This window comes from Mucilaginibacter sp. P25 (genome assembly GCF_050859465.1).
Classification (GTDB): Bacteria; Bacteroidota; Bacteroidia; order Sphingobacteriales; family Sphingobacteriaceae; genus Mucilaginibacter; species Mucilaginibacter gossypii.
The window spans coordinates 4,361,493-4,377,345 of the sequence record NZ_CP193937.1; the positions used below are offsets into that span (position 1 = coordinate 4,361,493).

Below are 15,853 nucleotides of genomic sequence, written 5' to 3' on the forward strand. Positions count from 1 at the left end.
GCCGGTGCTATCAGTATTGATCATTGTGCTTAAGCGACATGGCCCTAATTATGCCGTATTTAATACATCTGTGATTTACTACAATGCAAAACTACCCTTCCGTTTGAGATAAAGTGTCGTTGCTATTGATAGATATGTACCGGTTATAACCAGCACCCATACACCTGATTTATCACGGATCGCGCCTCGGTTCACGGGTTTAAAATGAAGCGCTGTGCTGTCTCCATTCGGTCATAACGCGCAGATGCACATGATCAGGTCCGGTAATCGTCGGGAAACTTTCGTGCCTTTTTCAGCTGCAAATAAAATTCAAATCTGAAGCGTAGAACCCCTTCTCTGATATATCCATCCGCTCATATAATGAACCCGGTAGCGATACGTAAACAATTTTATTATTGAGCCGATTACTTAGGCATGAAAACATAACAGGCGATACACTGTTCTCTTCTGATTCAGTCAGGAAAGTGCGGCTGCACTCATCATTTACTATTTTTGAGCTTAACCAATCATTTTTAAATGATGAGTTTTTCAAAAAGAGTGCTCCGTAAAACAGATTGAAAAAATGCCAGCCTCTTAACTGCCAGACATCACAAGTTATTTTGAACCGGCTTTTACTGAAGCCGCTATGATCACGTCTGCAACTTCCTTAGGGTGCGTAATAAAGACTACATGGCTGCCTTTGATCCTGGTTATGATACTTTTCGATCTGTGGTACATGTTCATCGTAATGTCAGGGTTGATACTTTTGTCATCATAGGATGAAATACCAAAAGTCGGCTTCATTTTCCACGCCACTTCGGTTACCGGTGTCCCAAATGCGGCTCCCGGTATAAATCCCTGGGAAGCAAACATGAAATCGGCTAAATCCTGAGATACGTCTGCACAAAAACCTGCATGGAATTTCGCTTTGTCATAGTAAACATTACCACTCGAGTCGGGTGGAAGCAAGCCATTTTCGGGTTTGGGTGGCAGACTGGTGGCCAGACTGACCGTGTTTTCACCAAGCTCAGGCTGAAAAGCATTTACATAAACCAAGGCTTTTACTTTAGGGTTGACTCCTGCCTGAGTGATTACCGTACCACCCCAGGAATGGCCAACTAAAACTACAGGGCCATCCATCTTGCTTAAAGCAAAGTTAGTCGCATCAACATCCGCTTTCAGTGAAGTACACGGATTTTGTACAATGGTTACATGATAACCCTGTTTAGTAAGAACTTTAAAAACACCCTGCCATCCAGAACCATCAGCTAGTGCTCCATGCACGATGACGATGTTCTTAACCGAAGGCTGCTCTTGTGCCGCCGCATCGATTCCGTAAAAAATAGCGGTTAGAATAATGGCTGAAACCGTAATGAGGTGTCTTGTAATTACTTTTTTTAATGTCTTTTTCATGACTTTTTGATTGCTATGTATAACTGTGATTACTTGCTGATACGCATGAGCTTGTTTTTTAAGGCAGCTTGCTTTTCGCGCTCAACGCATGTCAGATCTATTTTTTCGCTATGTATTCAAATTGAATGCCTTTTTTGTAATTGATTGATATGTAGTGATTTGCTGATTTTCTTGTTTTTCAATTCGTGATATAAAGTAAAATCGCGAAACAATTAGTTAAATACCGATACTGATGGTGGCGATATTTAACCGTTAGATTTGGCTTAGTGTTTTAGCATGTTTAAGGTTGATCGATGCAAGAGTTATCTGCAATTAAAGGCCGTTTGCGGCATTTATAAACTATCGATATTTAGTTAATAGATCGTATAATTACTTTATTTCAATAGTTACACATTTCTTTTTTTGTTTAAGTAGTTGGTAATTAAATTGTTAGTTTTTTTGGTACGGTATTCATTCAGTTTATATCAACTAGGTATTTGTTTATGAAAAAGTTGGAAGAAACAGTGAATGTATCAGCTGAGGGTAAATCCCGGCTGACTATCAGTTATGACTACATTATTGTGGGGGCCGGTTCGGCGGGGTGCGTATTGGCAAGACGTCTTTCTGAAAGTACAGAAGCAAATATTTTGATATTGGAGGCCGGCGAAGGTGCTGACGATCTGGACCGGATCAAAAACCCGCTCCGCTGGCTGGAAAACATAGGCTCTGCCCAGGATTATCTTTATCAATATCAGCCAACACCGGTAATTAATAACAGGATTATTTACGCGCCTAGAGGGAAGTTGCTGGGTGGTTCCGGAAGCATCAATGCAATGGTCTGGGCGCGGGGCAACAGGCACGATTATGACGATTGGGAGAAGGCTGGCAACCAGGGTTGGGACTACGGGTCCGTTTTACCCCTGTTTAAAAAAATCGAAGACTGGGATACGGGGGCAAATGCTCTTCACGGAGCTGGAGGTCCTATCCACGTAGCTCGTCCTGCGAATCTTCATCAGATAGATGCGGCAGTTATTCGTGCAGCGGGAACCTATGGGCTGCCCTATATGGATGATTCAAATATCGCTGAACCGTTGGGTGCCGGCCCAATGAGTATGAATATTGACAAGGGTACGAGGAGCAGTCCGTTTACCGGTTATCTGAAACCTGTCATGCATGCTGAAAACCTTACTATCCTCACGGGAGCAAGAGTCATTAAATTGATTATTGATAACGAAAAATGCACCGGGCTGGCTTTTATAAAAGACGGAGAGGTTGTTAATGTGCAGGCGCTGAAAGAGACCATTCTGTGTGCGGGGGCTATAGAAAGCCCGAGGATACTCATGCTCTCAGGAATCGGTGATGCAGACGAACTGAAAAAAACAGGTATCGAAACCAAAGTAAATCTGCCGGGTGTTGGTAAGAATTTTCAGGATCATCCGTTAGTTTCGGTAACCTATCAGTTTTTAAAGCCACTCGGAGAACTCACCTACAACCTCGGCGGAATTAACCTGTACTGGAAAAGCAATCCGGAATTAAAAAAGCAGATCTGATGCTAATTCCGATCCAGTATCCTATTCTGACGGCTGAAATTTCTGAACGATATCCGGTTCCCGAAAATGCCTTCAGTGTTTTTGTAACCCTCGTCGATGTCAAGAGTAGGGGATATATCAGGATGACCGGCGCTTCGCCTGACTCTCCCCTTGAAATTCAGCCGAATTTAATGCAGGATCCGGACGATTTTGAGGCATTGGTTAAAGGAATTGAATTTTGCATGGATCTGGCAGAAGAACCCGAACTGAATGCGATCCTGAAGAGCTGGGTGGCACCGGACAGAAGACTTGACCGCAGTGAGATCAGACACTTCCTGCGTGACGCATGTTCTACCTATTTTCATCCTGCAGGTACCTGTTCTATGGGCAAAGGGGGCGATGCGGTCGTCAATGATCGGCTTAAAGTATATGGAGTGGAAGGGCTTACCATAGCAGATGCTTCAGTCATGCCCCGGATACCCACAGCCAACACCAATGCACCTACCCTGATGATCGCTGAATTTGCAGCAGAAGTATTACTTGGAATAAGATGAAAAGTTTTGCAGGTCAGCGATTTTTTGATCCCGGCAAAAAAGAACAGAAAGGAGCAATATCCGCCTCAGTCGCTCAGGCACGTTTTTTTGATTTACTATCAAACAAACAATAGACAGAACGGGACTGATATTCTACAGCTGTTTTTTAACATTTAGGATCACCTGCTTTTGAAACGGAACAGGTATCGGGTAACAGTTAAATCATTATTTAAAATCTGAAAGATGGCAAGCAGCATATTTCACAGAGGAGAAAAATACATTCAAAGGGAATCAGGTGAAAGTGCGATGGCTTCCCGCAATGCAGCAATGATAAGCGATAAAATTACAGGTAGCTCAGCCATGTTCCTACAAGAGCAACAGGTTATTTATGCAGCATCGGTGGACGCGGAGGGAGGATTATGGGCATCTGTGTTGTCCGGGTCAAAGGGCTTTATCTCGTTATCAGATCACCAACATCTGACTATTAACCTTTCTTTGATTCTGTCGGACAGATCTGATATTTTTTGGACAAATATTACTGAAAAGTCAGGCATAGGGCTTTTATGCATAGACATGGTCAGCCGGCGCCGTTTACGTATCAACGGGCGTATAAGCAGAAACGGCGACTTGTTAGTGATCAGGATTTGCCAAGTATATTCTGTTTGTCCGAAATACATACAGCGAAGAGACCTCTTTTACGATCGGGTTAACCCCACAAACAATGCCGGTGATTTAAAAGATTGGCTCAGCAGGACCGATACGATATTTGTCGCCAGTGCGGACGACCAGGGAAACGCCGATATGTCAAACAGGGGAGGGAATATCGGTTTTATACAACTTAAAGATGAGCGTACTTTACGAATCCCCGATTACCCCGGCAACAGTATGTTTAATACGCTTGGGAATTTTTACGTTAATCCTCCCGCCGGGATTTTACTGCTTGATTTTACAAACGGAGAAACAATACAACTGAGCGGCAGAGCCATAGTTCATGTCAATGAGGAAGCAGGTATAGAAACCGGCGGGACTGAAAGGTTTTGGGATTTTTCAATTGATCAAGTCCTGAGGGGCAATTCTTTGACTCTCTTTACGTCGCGGTTCATAGATTTTTCACCATATAATCCATGAAATGAACACCCGGAAGAAAATGCACGCAAATATGTTACACCCCAATGCAATACGTGAAGCTTGCAATGTTCTTTATAATCTTCCAAGCAATAATTGGCAAGTTATGGTAACAACTCATTCATCACGCTAAAGGACAAAATCACACCTCATGACTTTAAATACTTGTTTGAGTTTCATAGCAGGCGATGTTTATCGATTCACTTATGCCGATTTGATAAGGATTACTTGAGATAGTCACAATTTAATCTGACAGTTACGATAAATTAAAGAACCTGACTGAGATTCGAATAATGACAACACAAGCAAAGATCACCAGGAACAAACTGGGCATATTAGAACTCGCCTAGCATTTAGGTAGCGTATCACAGGCCTGCAAAGTAATGGGCTACCCACCAACAGGCAGAAGCTTTAGGCTACACACGTTATTGGTTCGCCGAACATCATAATATGATGAGCGTGGCCAGTTCCGCTACCAGTTTGCTGATCGGGCATATCGCCGGTAATACCTCCACGATCCGTGTCAGCTCCGGCGGTATTATGTTGCCCAATCATTCACCCCTGGTAGTCGCCGAGCAGTTCGGTACGCTGGAAACGCTCTATTCGGGCCGGATTGACCTGGGATTGGGCAGGGCGCCAGGCAGCGATCAGGCGACGGCCCTGGCCATCAGGGGTGAGAACATGAATGCAGCCTTTCACTTTCCGCAGAATGTGGCATTGCTCCAGCATTATTTGCGGGCGATCATCCGAACGGGGTCAGCGCCGTTCCCGGCGAGGGTTTGGACATCCCGGTCTGGATACTCGGTTCCAGCCTGGACAGCGCTAAATTGGCGGCTGCCAAAGGCCTGCCTTATGCTTTCGCGAGCCATTTCGCACCGGCCTATTTTCTGCAGGCTATTGAACTCTACCGGAAAACTTTTAAGCCATCCCGTCATTTGTCCGAGCCCTATGTGCTGGCCTGTGTGAATGTAGTGGCAGCGGATACGGATGCAGAGGCGCAATACCTCGCCACTTCCTTACAGCAATTGTTCAAGGGCATTATTACAGGCAGAAGGCATCCCTTACCACCGCCTGTAGAAAGTATGGCCGACATCTGGAGCGCGGCTGAACAGGAAGCAGCAATGCAGATGCTGGCCTATTCCTTCTTTGGTAGCAAGGAAACGGTACAGGCGCAACTGAATGATTTTATTGAGCGCACGGGCATCAATGAACGGATGGCGACTTCGCACATTTATGATCAGCAGGCCCGGCTAAAGTCTTATCGTTTGCTGGCCGAAGCATTAAATGCTTAACTTAGCGTATGGAAGAACCGGAAAAACTGGAACGTATTATAGAAGCGCGGATGAAACTTAAAGCACGCTTCGAGCAGCAGATACAGGCGACGCCTTCACTGGCGGACGATCAGCCGAAAGGCTCCGGCCCGCCTAACCGTCATGGCATGCCCACAATCCCGATCGGACAGACCAAAACGGTCAAGTGGCCTGTCCTTGACCTGGGTTACCATCCCAATATTCCGCAGGAACGCTGGCGGCTGACCATTGACGGCGCTGTAGACCACCCGGTCGTGCTGACCTGGAAAGACTTTATGACCCTGCCGCAAACGAAAGATACGTCCGACTTTCATTGCGTTACCACCTGGTCCAAGCTGGATATGCACTGGAAAGGCGTCAGCCTTATCGACCTGGCCGCGTTGGTGCAGCCCAAGCCCGAAGCGACGCACCTGCTTTGTTATGGTTACGACACTTATACCACCAATATCGCTTTGGAAGAAGCGCTGAAGCCGGATGTACTATTAGTCCACACATTCGACGGTCAGCCGCTGCCCCAGGAACATGGCGGCCCTTGCCGCATGATCACGCCGCAGCTCTATGCCTGGAAAGGCGCCAAATGGATCAAACGCATCCAGTTCCTGACGGAGAACAAGCTAGGTTTCTGGGAAGAGCGTGGTTATTCCAACACGGCTTATCCCTGGCGTAACGACCGTTACAGCGATTAAGCCAGGCTCACGCCGCCGTCCATGACGAGCTCCGCGCCGGTAATGAACCTAGCAGCATCGCCGCAAAAGTAGGTAACCATTTTCGCACGTCTTCCGCTAACTGAATATTGAACCCAGGCTTTCAAAGTTTATAAACAATGGATGAAAAATCCAAATAATTGTGTTAGTAGCAAAACGGCTGCCTGTAATTAATTCAGCCGTAACACAATTTATGCAATCAACCGAGCTCATGGAAATTAAATAATCACCTTAATTCGTCATAACACCTGCTCTTGCAACGACTTATACAAAGAGCTTAAAATCTGCATCTATGAGATACTACCTATTAGTTTAACCGTTCCCGGCCAAAACCCAGCCAAGGTTCAACGCATTGACCGATCAAATGCAGAAAGCCGGTTTTATTTTTTTGAAATTAACTTATGATTAATTTTTAATCTTAAGTTAATTTCAAACTTGACAGACTGAAAACAGATTAAAAATGTTTAAGAGCAGTTGCGGCCACTGTTACTCTACCACTATGGTGATCTTCCTTAGCGAGCTGAAATCTCGTTCGATCACATAAATATGTAAGCCTGACGCATCAACCGCAATTGCATTAGGTTCAGGTATAACAGCAAAATCAACATTCCCATCAATATTTTGGGTGTATGACGTGGGTTTACCTATTACAGTCGTTACCTGCCCGGCAGCACTTATTTTGCGAATAAGCCAGTTGTGATAGTCTGCAACGTATACATTCCCGCCGGCGTCTACCGCCACCCCGCACGGCCTGTCAAAAGATGCTTTTAGTGCGGCGCCGTTGGCCTTGCCTGCGGCACCCGTGCCTGCCAGGGTTGAAACGTTACCGGCCGGGGTGATTTTTCGGATAAGGTTGTTCGCGGCGTCGGCTACGTAAATGTTCCCGGTAGCGTCGGCAGCGATACCCAATATTTCGCCAAACAAGGCCATGTTGCCAGTGCCGTTTTTAAAACCGGTGGTATTGCTACCTGCCAATACAGTTACCTTTTTATCTGTGCTCATTTTCATCAGCAGGGTAGGCGTTGTGCCTCCCGAAAAATAGATATTCCCGGCCTTATCCGCTGCTATGGCAAACGGCTGGTAGTCGCCTGTGTAAACTGTTGAAACGTTACCATCGGGCGTTATCTTACGGATAGCACGGTTATAGGGGTCGGCTACATATAGGTTACCATTTGCGTCGGCTGCTACATTTGCTGGATTGTAAAATTTTGCGTTGGCGCCTTTGCCGTCTTGAAAGCCGGCGGTGCCTCCGGCAAATGTAGATAAGCTTCCATGGGCACTAACTTTTTTAACAGCACTATGGCCGCTGTCGCCAATATAAATATTGCCGAGGCTATCCACGCCTACCCCGGTTGGTACTTTCAAAAAGTCGGTAGTGTTACCGCTGGGATCTGGTTGGCTTAAAGTAATTACGTCTGCTACGGACGATAACATATAGGTAAACACCGGGCCGTTAATTGTCGCGCCGTTAACCACTACTTTCACTACTCCGGTACCCGCAGATAGTGGTACGCCAAACAATATTTGTGTGGCAGAAGACGAAAGCACATCGCTTTTTTTCCCGTTTACGTAAACTTGTATTGCCGACATGTCCTCACTATATCCCGTGCCGGTTATGGTAATGGCATCGCGGTATACGCCTGTTGTGGCGCTCAGTTTGGCGATGGTAAGCGGCGCTTTTACAGTAAACACAGGGCCCTGTGCATTATTGTTGTTTACCACGATCGTAACAGGGCCCGTAGTTGCCCCGGCCGGAACGGTTGTAGCGAGGCTGGTTGGAGTTGCCGCAGTTATAGTTGCTGCTTGACCATTAAAAAATAGTTTATTGTTATTAATTACCGGACTAAAGCCGGTGCCGTTAATAACAACGCCGGTACCGATGAGCCCTTGCGAAACGCTTAAAGACGTGATGACGGGTTTTATAACAGGAATTATGTATTTAAAAATGGGGCCAGAGGCAGATTTGCCGTTTACCTGGATAGTAACCCTGCCGGTGCCCGCATCTTGCGGTACGGTGGCGGTGATTGCCATGGCAGTTGCTGCGCTGATGACGGCTGCCTTTCCATTAAATAAGAGCTTATTATTGGCAACTGTGCTGCTAAAGCCAAGGCCGTTAATTGTTACAGAAGTATTGTATGTACCGGAGTCGGGGCTAAGCGATACGATGTATAGTGAGTCGGGTTTTACGGCAGGTTGCAGGTATTTAAATACAGGGCCAGTGGCGGTAAGTCCGCCGGTGGTTATGGTGAGGTTGCCTGTGCCGGCATTTTCGGGCACGGTTGTTATAATTTTGGTAGTAGTTGCGCTGCTTATAGCCGCTTTATGCCCGTTGAACATAACCTGGTTGCTGGCTGTATCTTTCCCAAAACCGGTACCGGTTATGGTTACAGGCGTATTATAAGCACCGGAATCGATACTAAGCGACACAATTTTCGGAGTTGTGATCTTGAGAGGTTCGGGCTCGTGAAATTTATCCGAACAGGCGACAATAAAACAAGATATAATAAGAGTAAAGCCAGTATGACGCTTTAGTTTTGGTGTGATATTCATCAGTAAGGTTTATTCCTAACTAATATAGGAAAAAAGGCCGCACAGGGGTTATAAAATCAAAAGATTAGTGACTGGCATGAATAGCATCGTGCTATCGGCAACCCGAAGATCGATTTAAGATATTGCCCAGAGCAAAATCCCTGTACAATTCCTTGACACTTGCAGGTTAAACTTACATTGGAAATCGACAGCCGGGAATAAGATTTCTAAATGTAAATATTAGGTTTACGTTTCAACGTTACAAGAACCAAAAATAATCAAAATACTCGTTTTAAATAACTTAATATCTGGTACTTACATGATGCATTCGGGCATCTCCGGCAATGCGGATTACTCCTTCAATAAAAGAAAATAAATTAGTTGAGATCTCTACCAGAAGTACCCCAATCTCATCTTCTTTTTACAGTTTGGAGTGTACTGAGTTAAGTATTTAGCCGCGATCAGCAGCATTAGTGTGCGGTCAGCCCTTGCTTCGTCATAATTTCCTTGATCAGTTGTTTGATATGTTCGTTCTTAAGCTTCACGGCCGCTATTTAGGGGAGAGATACTGACGATGCTTTCTGTCACGGTCCATCCGCATGATAACCAGGTCAGCAAGGTACATCGGAAAGTTTTTGGTGTGAATTACAGGCGGCCGAATGGAGGCCAAATCCATACGCTTATCCACAGGAACGTACAGAATATTTTTGTCTTTTCATTGTTGACAGATATAATTCTGGGGGTTGAAAAACGTAGCAGGGGGCGGTTTTTGCGGCTTTTGTTACACCTGTACGTTTTGTACTGTCTGGGGTATGTGCAATATACCCCGCATTCTGTGAAGCAAGTCGTATTGCTGTCAGGGATAGCGGCCTCAAAAACACCCGATTTAACCATTTTTCCTTCTCCGGTTAGTAACCAGTTACCGGAAGGGCTTTACCTAGATTACTGCAAATTGGATGATCTGTGTATTTATCAAGTAGAGTTAAGACAGATGGTAATAATGGAATACGGCTTGGGGTATCTGTTTTTTTACGTTTTGTTAATATCCACATTTCTACTCGGTCAATTGACTGTGCGCTTCATAAACTTGTTTTTGCAAAGTGTCTAAATATGCGTTAAAAGATTTAGTGTCTTCTTTAGTTACTTTTAATCGGCCAGCAATGCTGTTCCATAGGGGCTGGGATCATACTCGCGCCCGGTGGTAGTTTCCGAACGCTTATCGTTTACAGTAATACGTAGATAAATCGGCACCAGGCCGCTTTGATAGTTTAAATAAAAAAGCAAGCTGAAATTAGTTTTCATAATGTTTTAAGCATTAAAAAGTGAAACAAAATTAAGCTTACAACTACATCTTTACAAGATTTTGAAAATTTTAATACATTGATTATCAAAGTTATATGTCGTTTTAGGGAGTGGGGAATTTTTAAAATTTACTCACCGAATTACGCTCCTTTTTATTGCGAATTGATGAATAATAGTCATTTGACTAAAAAACAAAAGCCTTCAATTGTTTGATTTTCAGGATTTTATTCTGTTTTAACATTGAACTTAGTGGAGTCGGAGGGAACGTGAAAAATCACATAACGGGCTCACTGTCAATATCAATATTGGGGTTTTCGACACCGCTCACTGGATGCTCACCAAATGGCCACTAATTGACCTTATTATGCTACTTACTTTATTCTAAAGTATAAAAAGATAATATCATATAAAAATAAGATCGTTTCGAATTTAGTAGAGGAACTTTTAAGTGTTCGCTATTGTGTAAGAAATATAAAATTGTGATTTGTTGACCAGGTCGAAAAGTAGCTCTGAGTTGACTTTTGTAAATCTTACACAGCGATTATCACTGTAACAGAATATATTATAATATAAAAGGCATGATCTCTTGTTTGAGCCCATTAGGGAATTTAAACGCACTTTATCCGTTTTTTAAAATGGTTTTCTGAAGTTATAGAATATAGAGCCTGATAAATCAGCTTGACCTTCTTAACATTTCATAAAATTGGCTTAACGTAAAACCAAACAGGAGATTGGCAAGAAAAAAGTAGAAAACACCCGATAGGGGTAGTGCTTTTAAGCCAAATATTCCCTGGTTTAATGTGGGTAAGACAACCACGCCATTAACAACCCAGGAAATAGCGAAAATAATAAACCCTTAAAGAATGTAGAGAGCGCCGACTTGTTAAAGAACGCAGCATAGATGATAACCATGACCGCTCCGGTTCCAAAATGGAACAGGATCCAAAACCAGTCTGTTTTAATAAAAGTTGCATTGGGAAGGAAACTCGGCAGTATTTTCAGTGTTAACTTCAATAAGCCGCCGCTTTCCGCTTTAATGTCTAAAATTTTAGCAAGCTTAAGCATTATTGTATTTAAGGTGATCGCTGTAAATCCAGCGATGGCAAGGGCTTTGTTTGGTTTCATATTCACTTGTCTTTTATCATTAAAAAGTATTTGGTGCATTCTCAGCAATATGGAGTAAATTCTTCGTTATTCACGTTTTGCCCACAGTGTTATGGTAAATGGCTATCTGGGATCTGAATCGGCAAAATATTAAGGCTCTGTCATTTACCCATTGATCTATACTAAAAAGTTCTGTTGATATTTGTCAATGCTTCACCGTTTCTTGTTGCCGGTATTTTGGTGTTTATGCTTTCGGGAATCTTCGATATTTCGATAGAATTTTGATTTTTAAATATTAAATTGCTGATTATTAGGCTTGTAAATATTTGGTTGTTTTTTGGCATAGTGTGTACAACAAAACAGACATCGTATGTACACTAACAATATTGTAGGCAAGAATAACTCGGAAATAAGCTCTCTCTTTGTACAAAATGTTGAATACCGTATGCCAGGCGACCCCGCTGTACGGACACTTGCAGGGCCGGCTCATTGGGAGCTGTTTAAGTATATTACAGCAATATCGGGCATGTCGCTCAGCAATCAGCAAAAAACACTGATCGTGGAATCTGTAAAACTTAAAAAACTACGAAAGCGCCAGTACTTTCTGCAGGAGGGCGATATTTGCAAATACATCGGTTTTATCATTAAGGGATCGACTCGGATGTTTTCAATTAATGAACGCGGACAGGAGTCAATTGTCGCCTTCGGATTGGAAAACACGTGGATAACCGATCAGGCAAGCTTCAACCAAAATGAATGCTCCGGATATCATATCGAAGTTATGGAAGATACAGAACTGTTGATACTCAACCGGTCGCAAATTGAACTATTGATAGCGTCGGTACCTGCTTTCGCCCAGATGTTTTCTGAGTATCAAAAACAACAGCTGATCTATAATCAAAAAAGGATCAACGCCGCGCTTAGCATGACCGCGGAAGAGCGATATTATGATCTGCTCAAAAACCAACCGCAATACTCCATGCGTTTTTCACAAAACATGCTTGCCTGTTATCTGGGTGTTAAACCGGAAACATTAAGCCGGATCAGAAAGCATCATATTTAATTAAAATCCTCGTGTTTCAGGTAATTTGGCAGGTTCGCTTTCTGTTCCCATACAAGACCATTTACGATCAAGCTCATAGGGTCTATTGTCAGAAAAGAGATGTTCAAATAGTAAAAAGCCCACTAATTTCAATTAGTGGGCTTCTCAACAGTTAGTCTAAAAACTCGATGATGTCCTGGATGACAACCGAGGGTTGCTCCTCGACTATAAAATGCCCGCTGTTTTCCACCTTTTCAACTTTTAAATTCGAAGTTTTTTCAGGTAGCGAATATTTCAGCCAATTATAACCTGGACCCCCGATTCCCAGCACTGGCATAGATAATTTGCTATAAGTTTTATAGTCGGCAATATCCTGTGCAAATGCCTGGTACCATCCGTTGCCTGCTCTGATAGCGTCCCTGTTATTATAAATGTTGGCGTAAACAGCGCGGTCAAACGCGTTGATCGATCTGTCATCTTTCAAAAGATAATGAAAGATATACTTTTGAGCCAATGCAAACCTACCTTCCAGCAAATCTTCCGGCATGCCCCGCATTTGATTAAATGCAAACCACCAAAGGAACGGTCGGGCAGGGTCAAGTTTGTCCGTCGGCGTTCCCAGCGCCGGCAACATAGTCACAGCAGCGAAGGATCTCGTCGGGGTGTGGTACGTCCATGATAATAAGTTTTTCAGTCAGGTCTGGGTAGTTCGCGGCAATACTGAAGGCAACCTGTGCGCCAATATCATGCCCTGCAATAAAAGCCTTCTTGTAACCTAATTTTTGCAGCAGCCCATATATATCTGAGGCGATAGTTTTCTTGTCATATCCGTTGGCTGGCTTATCAGATGAACCCATGCCTCGGTAATCAACTCCTATCAGATGGTATTTCTTCGAAAGTTCCGGCATGACTTTGCTGTATTCCCACCAGTTTTGCGGCCAACCTGGCAATAAAACGAGTATTTTCCCCGTACCGCCTTCAACGTAATGAAGTTTCACGCCATTCACCTCGGAAAATTCGCTTTTGAAACCAGGGAGTTTCTTAACCAATGCATTGTCTGAAAGTGCCTCTTTATTAATCGATTGGGCAAATACGTAATTGTGAGAAATTACTCTGATAAATATGGCAACAACAGTAATTAATAAAGCGGCGCTCCTTTTAGGAGCACCACTTTGCTTTATTTGCGAATTGTATTTGGAAGCCGTTTGGAAATTGATTTGAAATATTTTCATGGCTCAAAAATTTGATGGTTGTTATTTTTTGGCTGCAGGTAATTTGTCCAGGAACACGTTCAGAGACCTGGCTTTTCCATTTTCCAAGATCATTAGGTCCATACCTGAAATAAGTTTCGGGTTAGACTTCGGACCATAATTCCAATAATATCGTACCACATTGGCGCTGTTATCAATCTTGATCATACTGAATTTGAAGCCTGGATTCTGATGCTGCAATTGTGTGATCCGGGCGTTCAGGTCTTTAAGCCCTTTGATCACAGCCGCTTCGTCAAAGAAAACAATGTCATCCGTGTATAGCTCTGTCAATTGTGCTGACCGGCTTTGTCTCGTCGGTATTGTCCCAAATTTGAATCTGCAGGTCTGCGATTTTTTTAAGTTCAGCTTTAGAATATGTAGCCGGGCTTAGCTCGATATTTGATGAAGCAGTCCAAAGCTTAACAGCCGGGTTATGTTTTTCGTAACCCTTACCATGAGGATAGCTGTTCAGCTCGATGGTAGCTCCCCATGGAGTTTCAAAGTACACCCAGGTTTCGCCTTCGGTGTCACCGCCGCCTGATTGGATATCGGACAGAAACTTAACACCCTTGGATTCCAGGTAGGTTTTGGTTGCCTTCAGGTCGCTTGTGTATAATGCAAAGTGTGTAGCACTGATATCATCGCGATACGGCTGTTCTTTGCTACCGCTGTTTGGTTTATAAGCGAATAACTCGATGTTTGATCCGTCGCCGGCACGTAACATTTTAAGTTCAACCTGGTCTGCATTTTCATGTATGTAAAAAGTCTTTTTCCATTCTGCCGGCATCGAGAACGGCCCCAGTTGTGTTACCGGCGTGAAACCGAACATGTCATGAAAATAATTAACAGCTTCGTCAATATCAGGTACGTTGATCCCAACGTGGTCAATGCCAACGATACCGGGAGCCTGCGCATTTGACTTTCCAAGCGATAAAAAAGTAACGAGGACAAGGGTCAATAGTGTTGACTTTGCTCCGGATGCCAACTTGTTGTATTGTTGATTTTTCATTTTATATGATGATGAAAGATTATTTCTTAATTAGAATTTATTATGCGGTGTATTTTTCCAGCCATTTAGCTTTAATAGCGGCCCTGGTTTCAATAAATTCGATATCGGTACCTTGAGCAATGGCATCAAGTGGTTTACGGAGTGGTCGTGTACCAGCCGGCATTTCGATGAGTTCCAGGATGCCATTGGCAATAACCTGAGGATCCATGTTGAATTGCTGCATTTTACCAAAAAGGGCTGTTCCAATGGCGTTGAATTTTTGAGTGGCTGCATCGCCATAGGCCTCGGTGATAGCTGCTTTGTCTGAATTGACACCTTGTTTCTGGCTGGTGTTCATTTCTGTTGGATATACGCCCGGTTGAATGCTTACATTCTCAATACCGAATTCTGCCAGCTCGTCCTGTAAACCTTCGGTGATGCTTTCAACGCCGAATTTTGAAGCCAGGTATGGGATCATAAACGGCATAGTATGGCCGCTTGCCCCTGAAGTAATATTGATAATCAAACCTTTACCTGCGGCCCTCATAGTTGGTAACACAGCCTGGTAAGTACGGACAACACCATAAAAGTTTACTTCAAACATTTGGCGGATCCGGTCTAAGCTATAGGCTTCCAGCAAACCGAAACCGGCAACGGCCGCATTATTTACCAATACATCGATCCTGCCGTATTTAGCTATCATATTTGCAAAGGCGTTTGTAACCGATTCGTCTTTGGTTATGTCTATCTCAACTACATCTACATTTGGCAGCTGCGACAATTGGTTGGCAACTTCTGCGTTCTTTCCGTCGATATCACGCATTCCTGCTATAACTGTATAGCCAGCTGTTGAAAGGGTTTCTGTAGTTAATTTTCCGAAGCCTGAGCTTGTTCCTGTGATGAATACTATCTGTGACATTTTCTTAAGTTTTTGTTGTTGTTGATATCTCAAAGGTCATATAATGGGCTTGCCCACACATTGACATGAAATAAAAAAACGCATTGATATTTATCAATGCGTTTTATTGTATGTTGTTGATAATTAAGAATTTATTGTATTTTATTT

Annotated in this window: 14 protein-coding genes and 1 pseudogene; 6 read left to right on the top strand and 9 right to left on the bottom strand. The window is 43.6% G+C overall.

Annotation, left to right across the window (positions count from 1 at the left end; translation table 11 throughout):
* Positions 1–594 precede the first annotated feature (594 nt).
* Positions 595–1,392, bottom strand: a complete 798-nt coding sequence (locus ACRQ5D_RS22045) for an alpha/beta hydrolase (RefSeq protein ID WP_091176295.1) — start codon at positions 1,390–1,392, stop codon at positions 595–597.
* Between the two features lie 482 nt (positions 1,393–1,874).
* On the opposite strand from ACRQ5D_RS22045, the gene ACRQ5D_RS22050 reads away from it, so the two are divergent.
* The 5 genes and pseudogenes from ACRQ5D_RS22050 to ACRQ5D_RS22070 all read left to right on the top strand — a co-directional run bounded on the left by ACRQ5D_RS22050 (position 1,875) and on the right by ACRQ5D_RS22070 (position 6,554).
* Positions 1,875–2,921 carry a GMC family oxidoreductase gene (locus ACRQ5D_RS22050; protein WP_432326604.1) on the top strand — a complete coding sequence of 349 codons (1,047 nt, stop codon included), beginning with the start codon at positions 1,875–1,877 and terminating at the stop codon, positions 2,919–2,921.
* Positions 2,921–3,454: a GMC oxidoreductase gene (locus ACRQ5D_RS22055; RefSeq protein ID WP_432326606.1), complete on the top strand. Its 534-nt coding sequence runs from the start codon at positions 2,921–2,923 to the stop codon at positions 3,452–3,454. The genes ACRQ5D_RS22050 and ACRQ5D_RS22055 overlap by 1 nt, the downstream gene beginning before the upstream one ends.
* 222 nt (positions 3,455–3,676) lie before the next feature.
* Positions 3,677–4,561 carry a pyridoxamine 5'-phosphate oxidase family protein gene (locus ACRQ5D_RS22060; protein ID WP_091176292.1) on the top strand — a complete coding sequence of 295 codons (885 nt, stop codon included), beginning with the start codon at positions 3,677–3,679 and terminating at the stop codon, positions 4,559–4,561.
* A 450-nt stretch (positions 4,562–5,011) separates the two neighbouring features.
* Positions 5,012–5,850 (top strand): annotated as a pseudogene (locus tag ACRQ5D_RS22065) (LLM class flavin-dependent oxidoreductase).
* An 8-nt stretch (positions 5,851–5,858) separates the two neighbouring features.
* The gene (locus ACRQ5D_RS22070) at positions 5,859–6,554 is read left to right on the top strand and encodes a sulfite oxidase-like oxidoreductase (RefSeq protein ID WP_432326608.1); all 696 of its coding nucleotides are present in this window, start codon (positions 5,859–5,861) and stop codon (positions 6,552–6,554) included.
* Positions 6,555–7,058: 504 nt separating this feature from the next.
* Here the strand turns inward: ACRQ5D_RS22070 and ACRQ5D_RS22075 are convergent.
* From ACRQ5D_RS22075 to ACRQ5D_RS22085, 3 genes are all read right to left on the bottom strand, one after another.
* Positions 7,059–9,122: an IPT/TIG domain-containing protein gene (locus ACRQ5D_RS22075; protein WP_091176478.1), complete on the bottom strand. Its 2,064-nt coding sequence runs from the start codon at positions 9,120–9,122 to the stop codon at positions 7,059–7,061.
* 1,125 nt (positions 9,123–10,247) lie between these two features.
* Positions 10,248–10,403: an Arm DNA-binding domain-containing protein gene (locus ACRQ5D_RS22080; protein WP_176844613.1), complete on the bottom strand. Its 156-nt coding sequence runs from the start codon at positions 10,401–10,403 to the stop codon at positions 10,248–10,250.
* A gap of 795 nt (positions 10,404–11,198) precedes the next feature.
* Positions 11,199–11,528 carry a hypothetical protein gene (locus ACRQ5D_RS22085; RefSeq protein ID WP_432326610.1) on the bottom strand — a complete coding sequence of 110 codons (330 nt, stop codon included), beginning with the start codon at positions 11,526–11,528 and terminating at the stop codon, positions 11,199–11,201.
* 349 nt (positions 11,529–11,877) lie between these two features.
* On the opposite strand from ACRQ5D_RS22085, the gene ACRQ5D_RS22090 reads away from it, so the two are divergent.
* Complete coding sequence (locus ACRQ5D_RS22090; protein WP_256337585.1) at positions 11,878–12,570, top strand: Crp/Fnr family transcriptional regulator; 693 nt, start codon at positions 11,878–11,880, stop codon at positions 12,568–12,570.
* Between the two features lie 151 nt (positions 12,571–12,721).
* Here the strand turns inward: ACRQ5D_RS22090 and ACRQ5D_RS22095 are convergent, their stop codons facing one another.
* From ACRQ5D_RS22095 to ACRQ5D_RS22115, 5 genes are read right to left on the bottom strand one after another with little or no spacing between them, the layout of a single operon-like run.
* The gene (locus ACRQ5D_RS22095) at positions 12,722–13,183 is read right to left on the bottom strand and encodes an alpha/beta fold hydrolase (RefSeq protein WP_431200991.1); all 462 of its coding nucleotides are present in this window, start codon (positions 13,181–13,183) and stop codon (positions 12,722–12,724) included.
* The gene (locus ACRQ5D_RS22100) at positions 13,146–13,781 is read right to left on the bottom strand and encodes an alpha/beta fold hydrolase (RefSeq protein ID WP_432326612.1); all 636 of its coding nucleotides are present in this window, start codon (positions 13,779–13,781) and stop codon (positions 13,146–13,148) included. Before ACRQ5D_RS22100 ends, ACRQ5D_RS22095 begins: the two co-directional genes overlap by 38 nt.
* 21 nt (positions 13,782–13,802) lie before the next feature.
* Entirely contained in the window at positions 13,803–14,090 is a 288-nt protein-coding gene (locus tag ACRQ5D_RS22105) for a nuclear transport factor 2 family protein (RefSeq protein ID WP_432326613.1), read from the bottom strand.
* The gene (locus tag ACRQ5D_RS22110; protein ID WP_432326615.1) at positions 14,068–14,808 is read right to left on the bottom strand and encodes a VOC family protein; all 741 of its coding nucleotides are present in this window, start codon (positions 14,806–14,808) and stop codon (positions 14,068–14,070) included. Before ACRQ5D_RS22110 ends, ACRQ5D_RS22105 begins: the two co-directional genes overlap by 23 nt.
* A 40-nt stretch (positions 14,809–14,848) precedes the next feature.
* Complete coding sequence (locus ACRQ5D_RS22115; protein WP_091176487.1) at positions 14,849–15,706, bottom strand: SDR family oxidoreductase; 858 nt, start codon at positions 15,704–15,706, stop codon at positions 14,849–14,851.
* Between the last annotated feature and the right edge of the window lie 147 nt (positions 15,707–15,853).

Coding starts and splice junctions, on each gene's coding strand:
- ACRQ5D_RS22045 (WP_091176295.1), bottom strand. CDS start 1,392: ATGAAAAAGACATTAAAAAAAGTAATTACAAGACACCTCATTACGGTT.
- ACRQ5D_RS22050 (WP_432326604.1), top strand. CDS start 1,875: ATGAAAAAGTTGGAAGAAACAGTGAATGTATCAGCTGAGGGTAAATCC.
- ACRQ5D_RS22055 (WP_432326606.1), top strand. CDS start 2,921: ATGCTAATTCCGATCCAGTATCCTATTCTGACGGCTGAAATTTCTGAA.
- ACRQ5D_RS22060 (WP_091176292.1), top strand. CDS start 3,677: ATGGCAAGCAGCATATTTCACAGAGGAGAAAAATACATTCAAAGGGAA.
- ACRQ5D_RS22070 (WP_432326608.1), top strand. CDS start 5,859: ATGGAAGAACCGGAAAAACTGGAACGTATTATAGAAGCGCGGATGAAA.
- ACRQ5D_RS22075 (WP_091176478.1), bottom strand. CDS start 9,122: ATGAATATCACACCAAAACTAAAGCGTCATACTGGCTTTACTCTTATT.
- ACRQ5D_RS22080 (WP_176844613.1), bottom strand. CDS start 10,403: ATGAAAACTAATTTCAGCTTGCTTTTTTATTTAAACTATCAAAGCGGC.
- ACRQ5D_RS22085 (WP_432326610.1), bottom strand. CDS start 11,528: ATGAAACCAAACAAAGCCCTTGCCATCGCTGGATTTACAGCGATCACC.
- ACRQ5D_RS22090 (WP_256337585.1), top strand. CDS start 11,878: ATGTACACTAACAATATTGTAGGCAAGAATAACTCGGAAATAAGCTCT.
- ACRQ5D_RS22095 (WP_431200991.1), bottom strand. CDS start 13,183: ATGTTGCCGGCGCTGGGAACGCCGACGGACAAACTTGACCCTGCCCGA.
- ACRQ5D_RS22100 (WP_432326612.1), bottom strand. CDS start 13,781: ATGAAAATATTTCAAATCAATTTCCAAACGGCTTCCAAATACAATTCG.
- ACRQ5D_RS22110 (WP_432326615.1), bottom strand. CDS start 14,808: ATGAAAAATCAACAATACAACAAGTTGGCATCCGGAGCAAAGTCAACA.
- ACRQ5D_RS22115 (WP_091176487.1), bottom strand. CDS start 15,706: ATGTCACAGATAGTATTCATCACAGGAACAAGCTCAGGCTTCGGAAAA.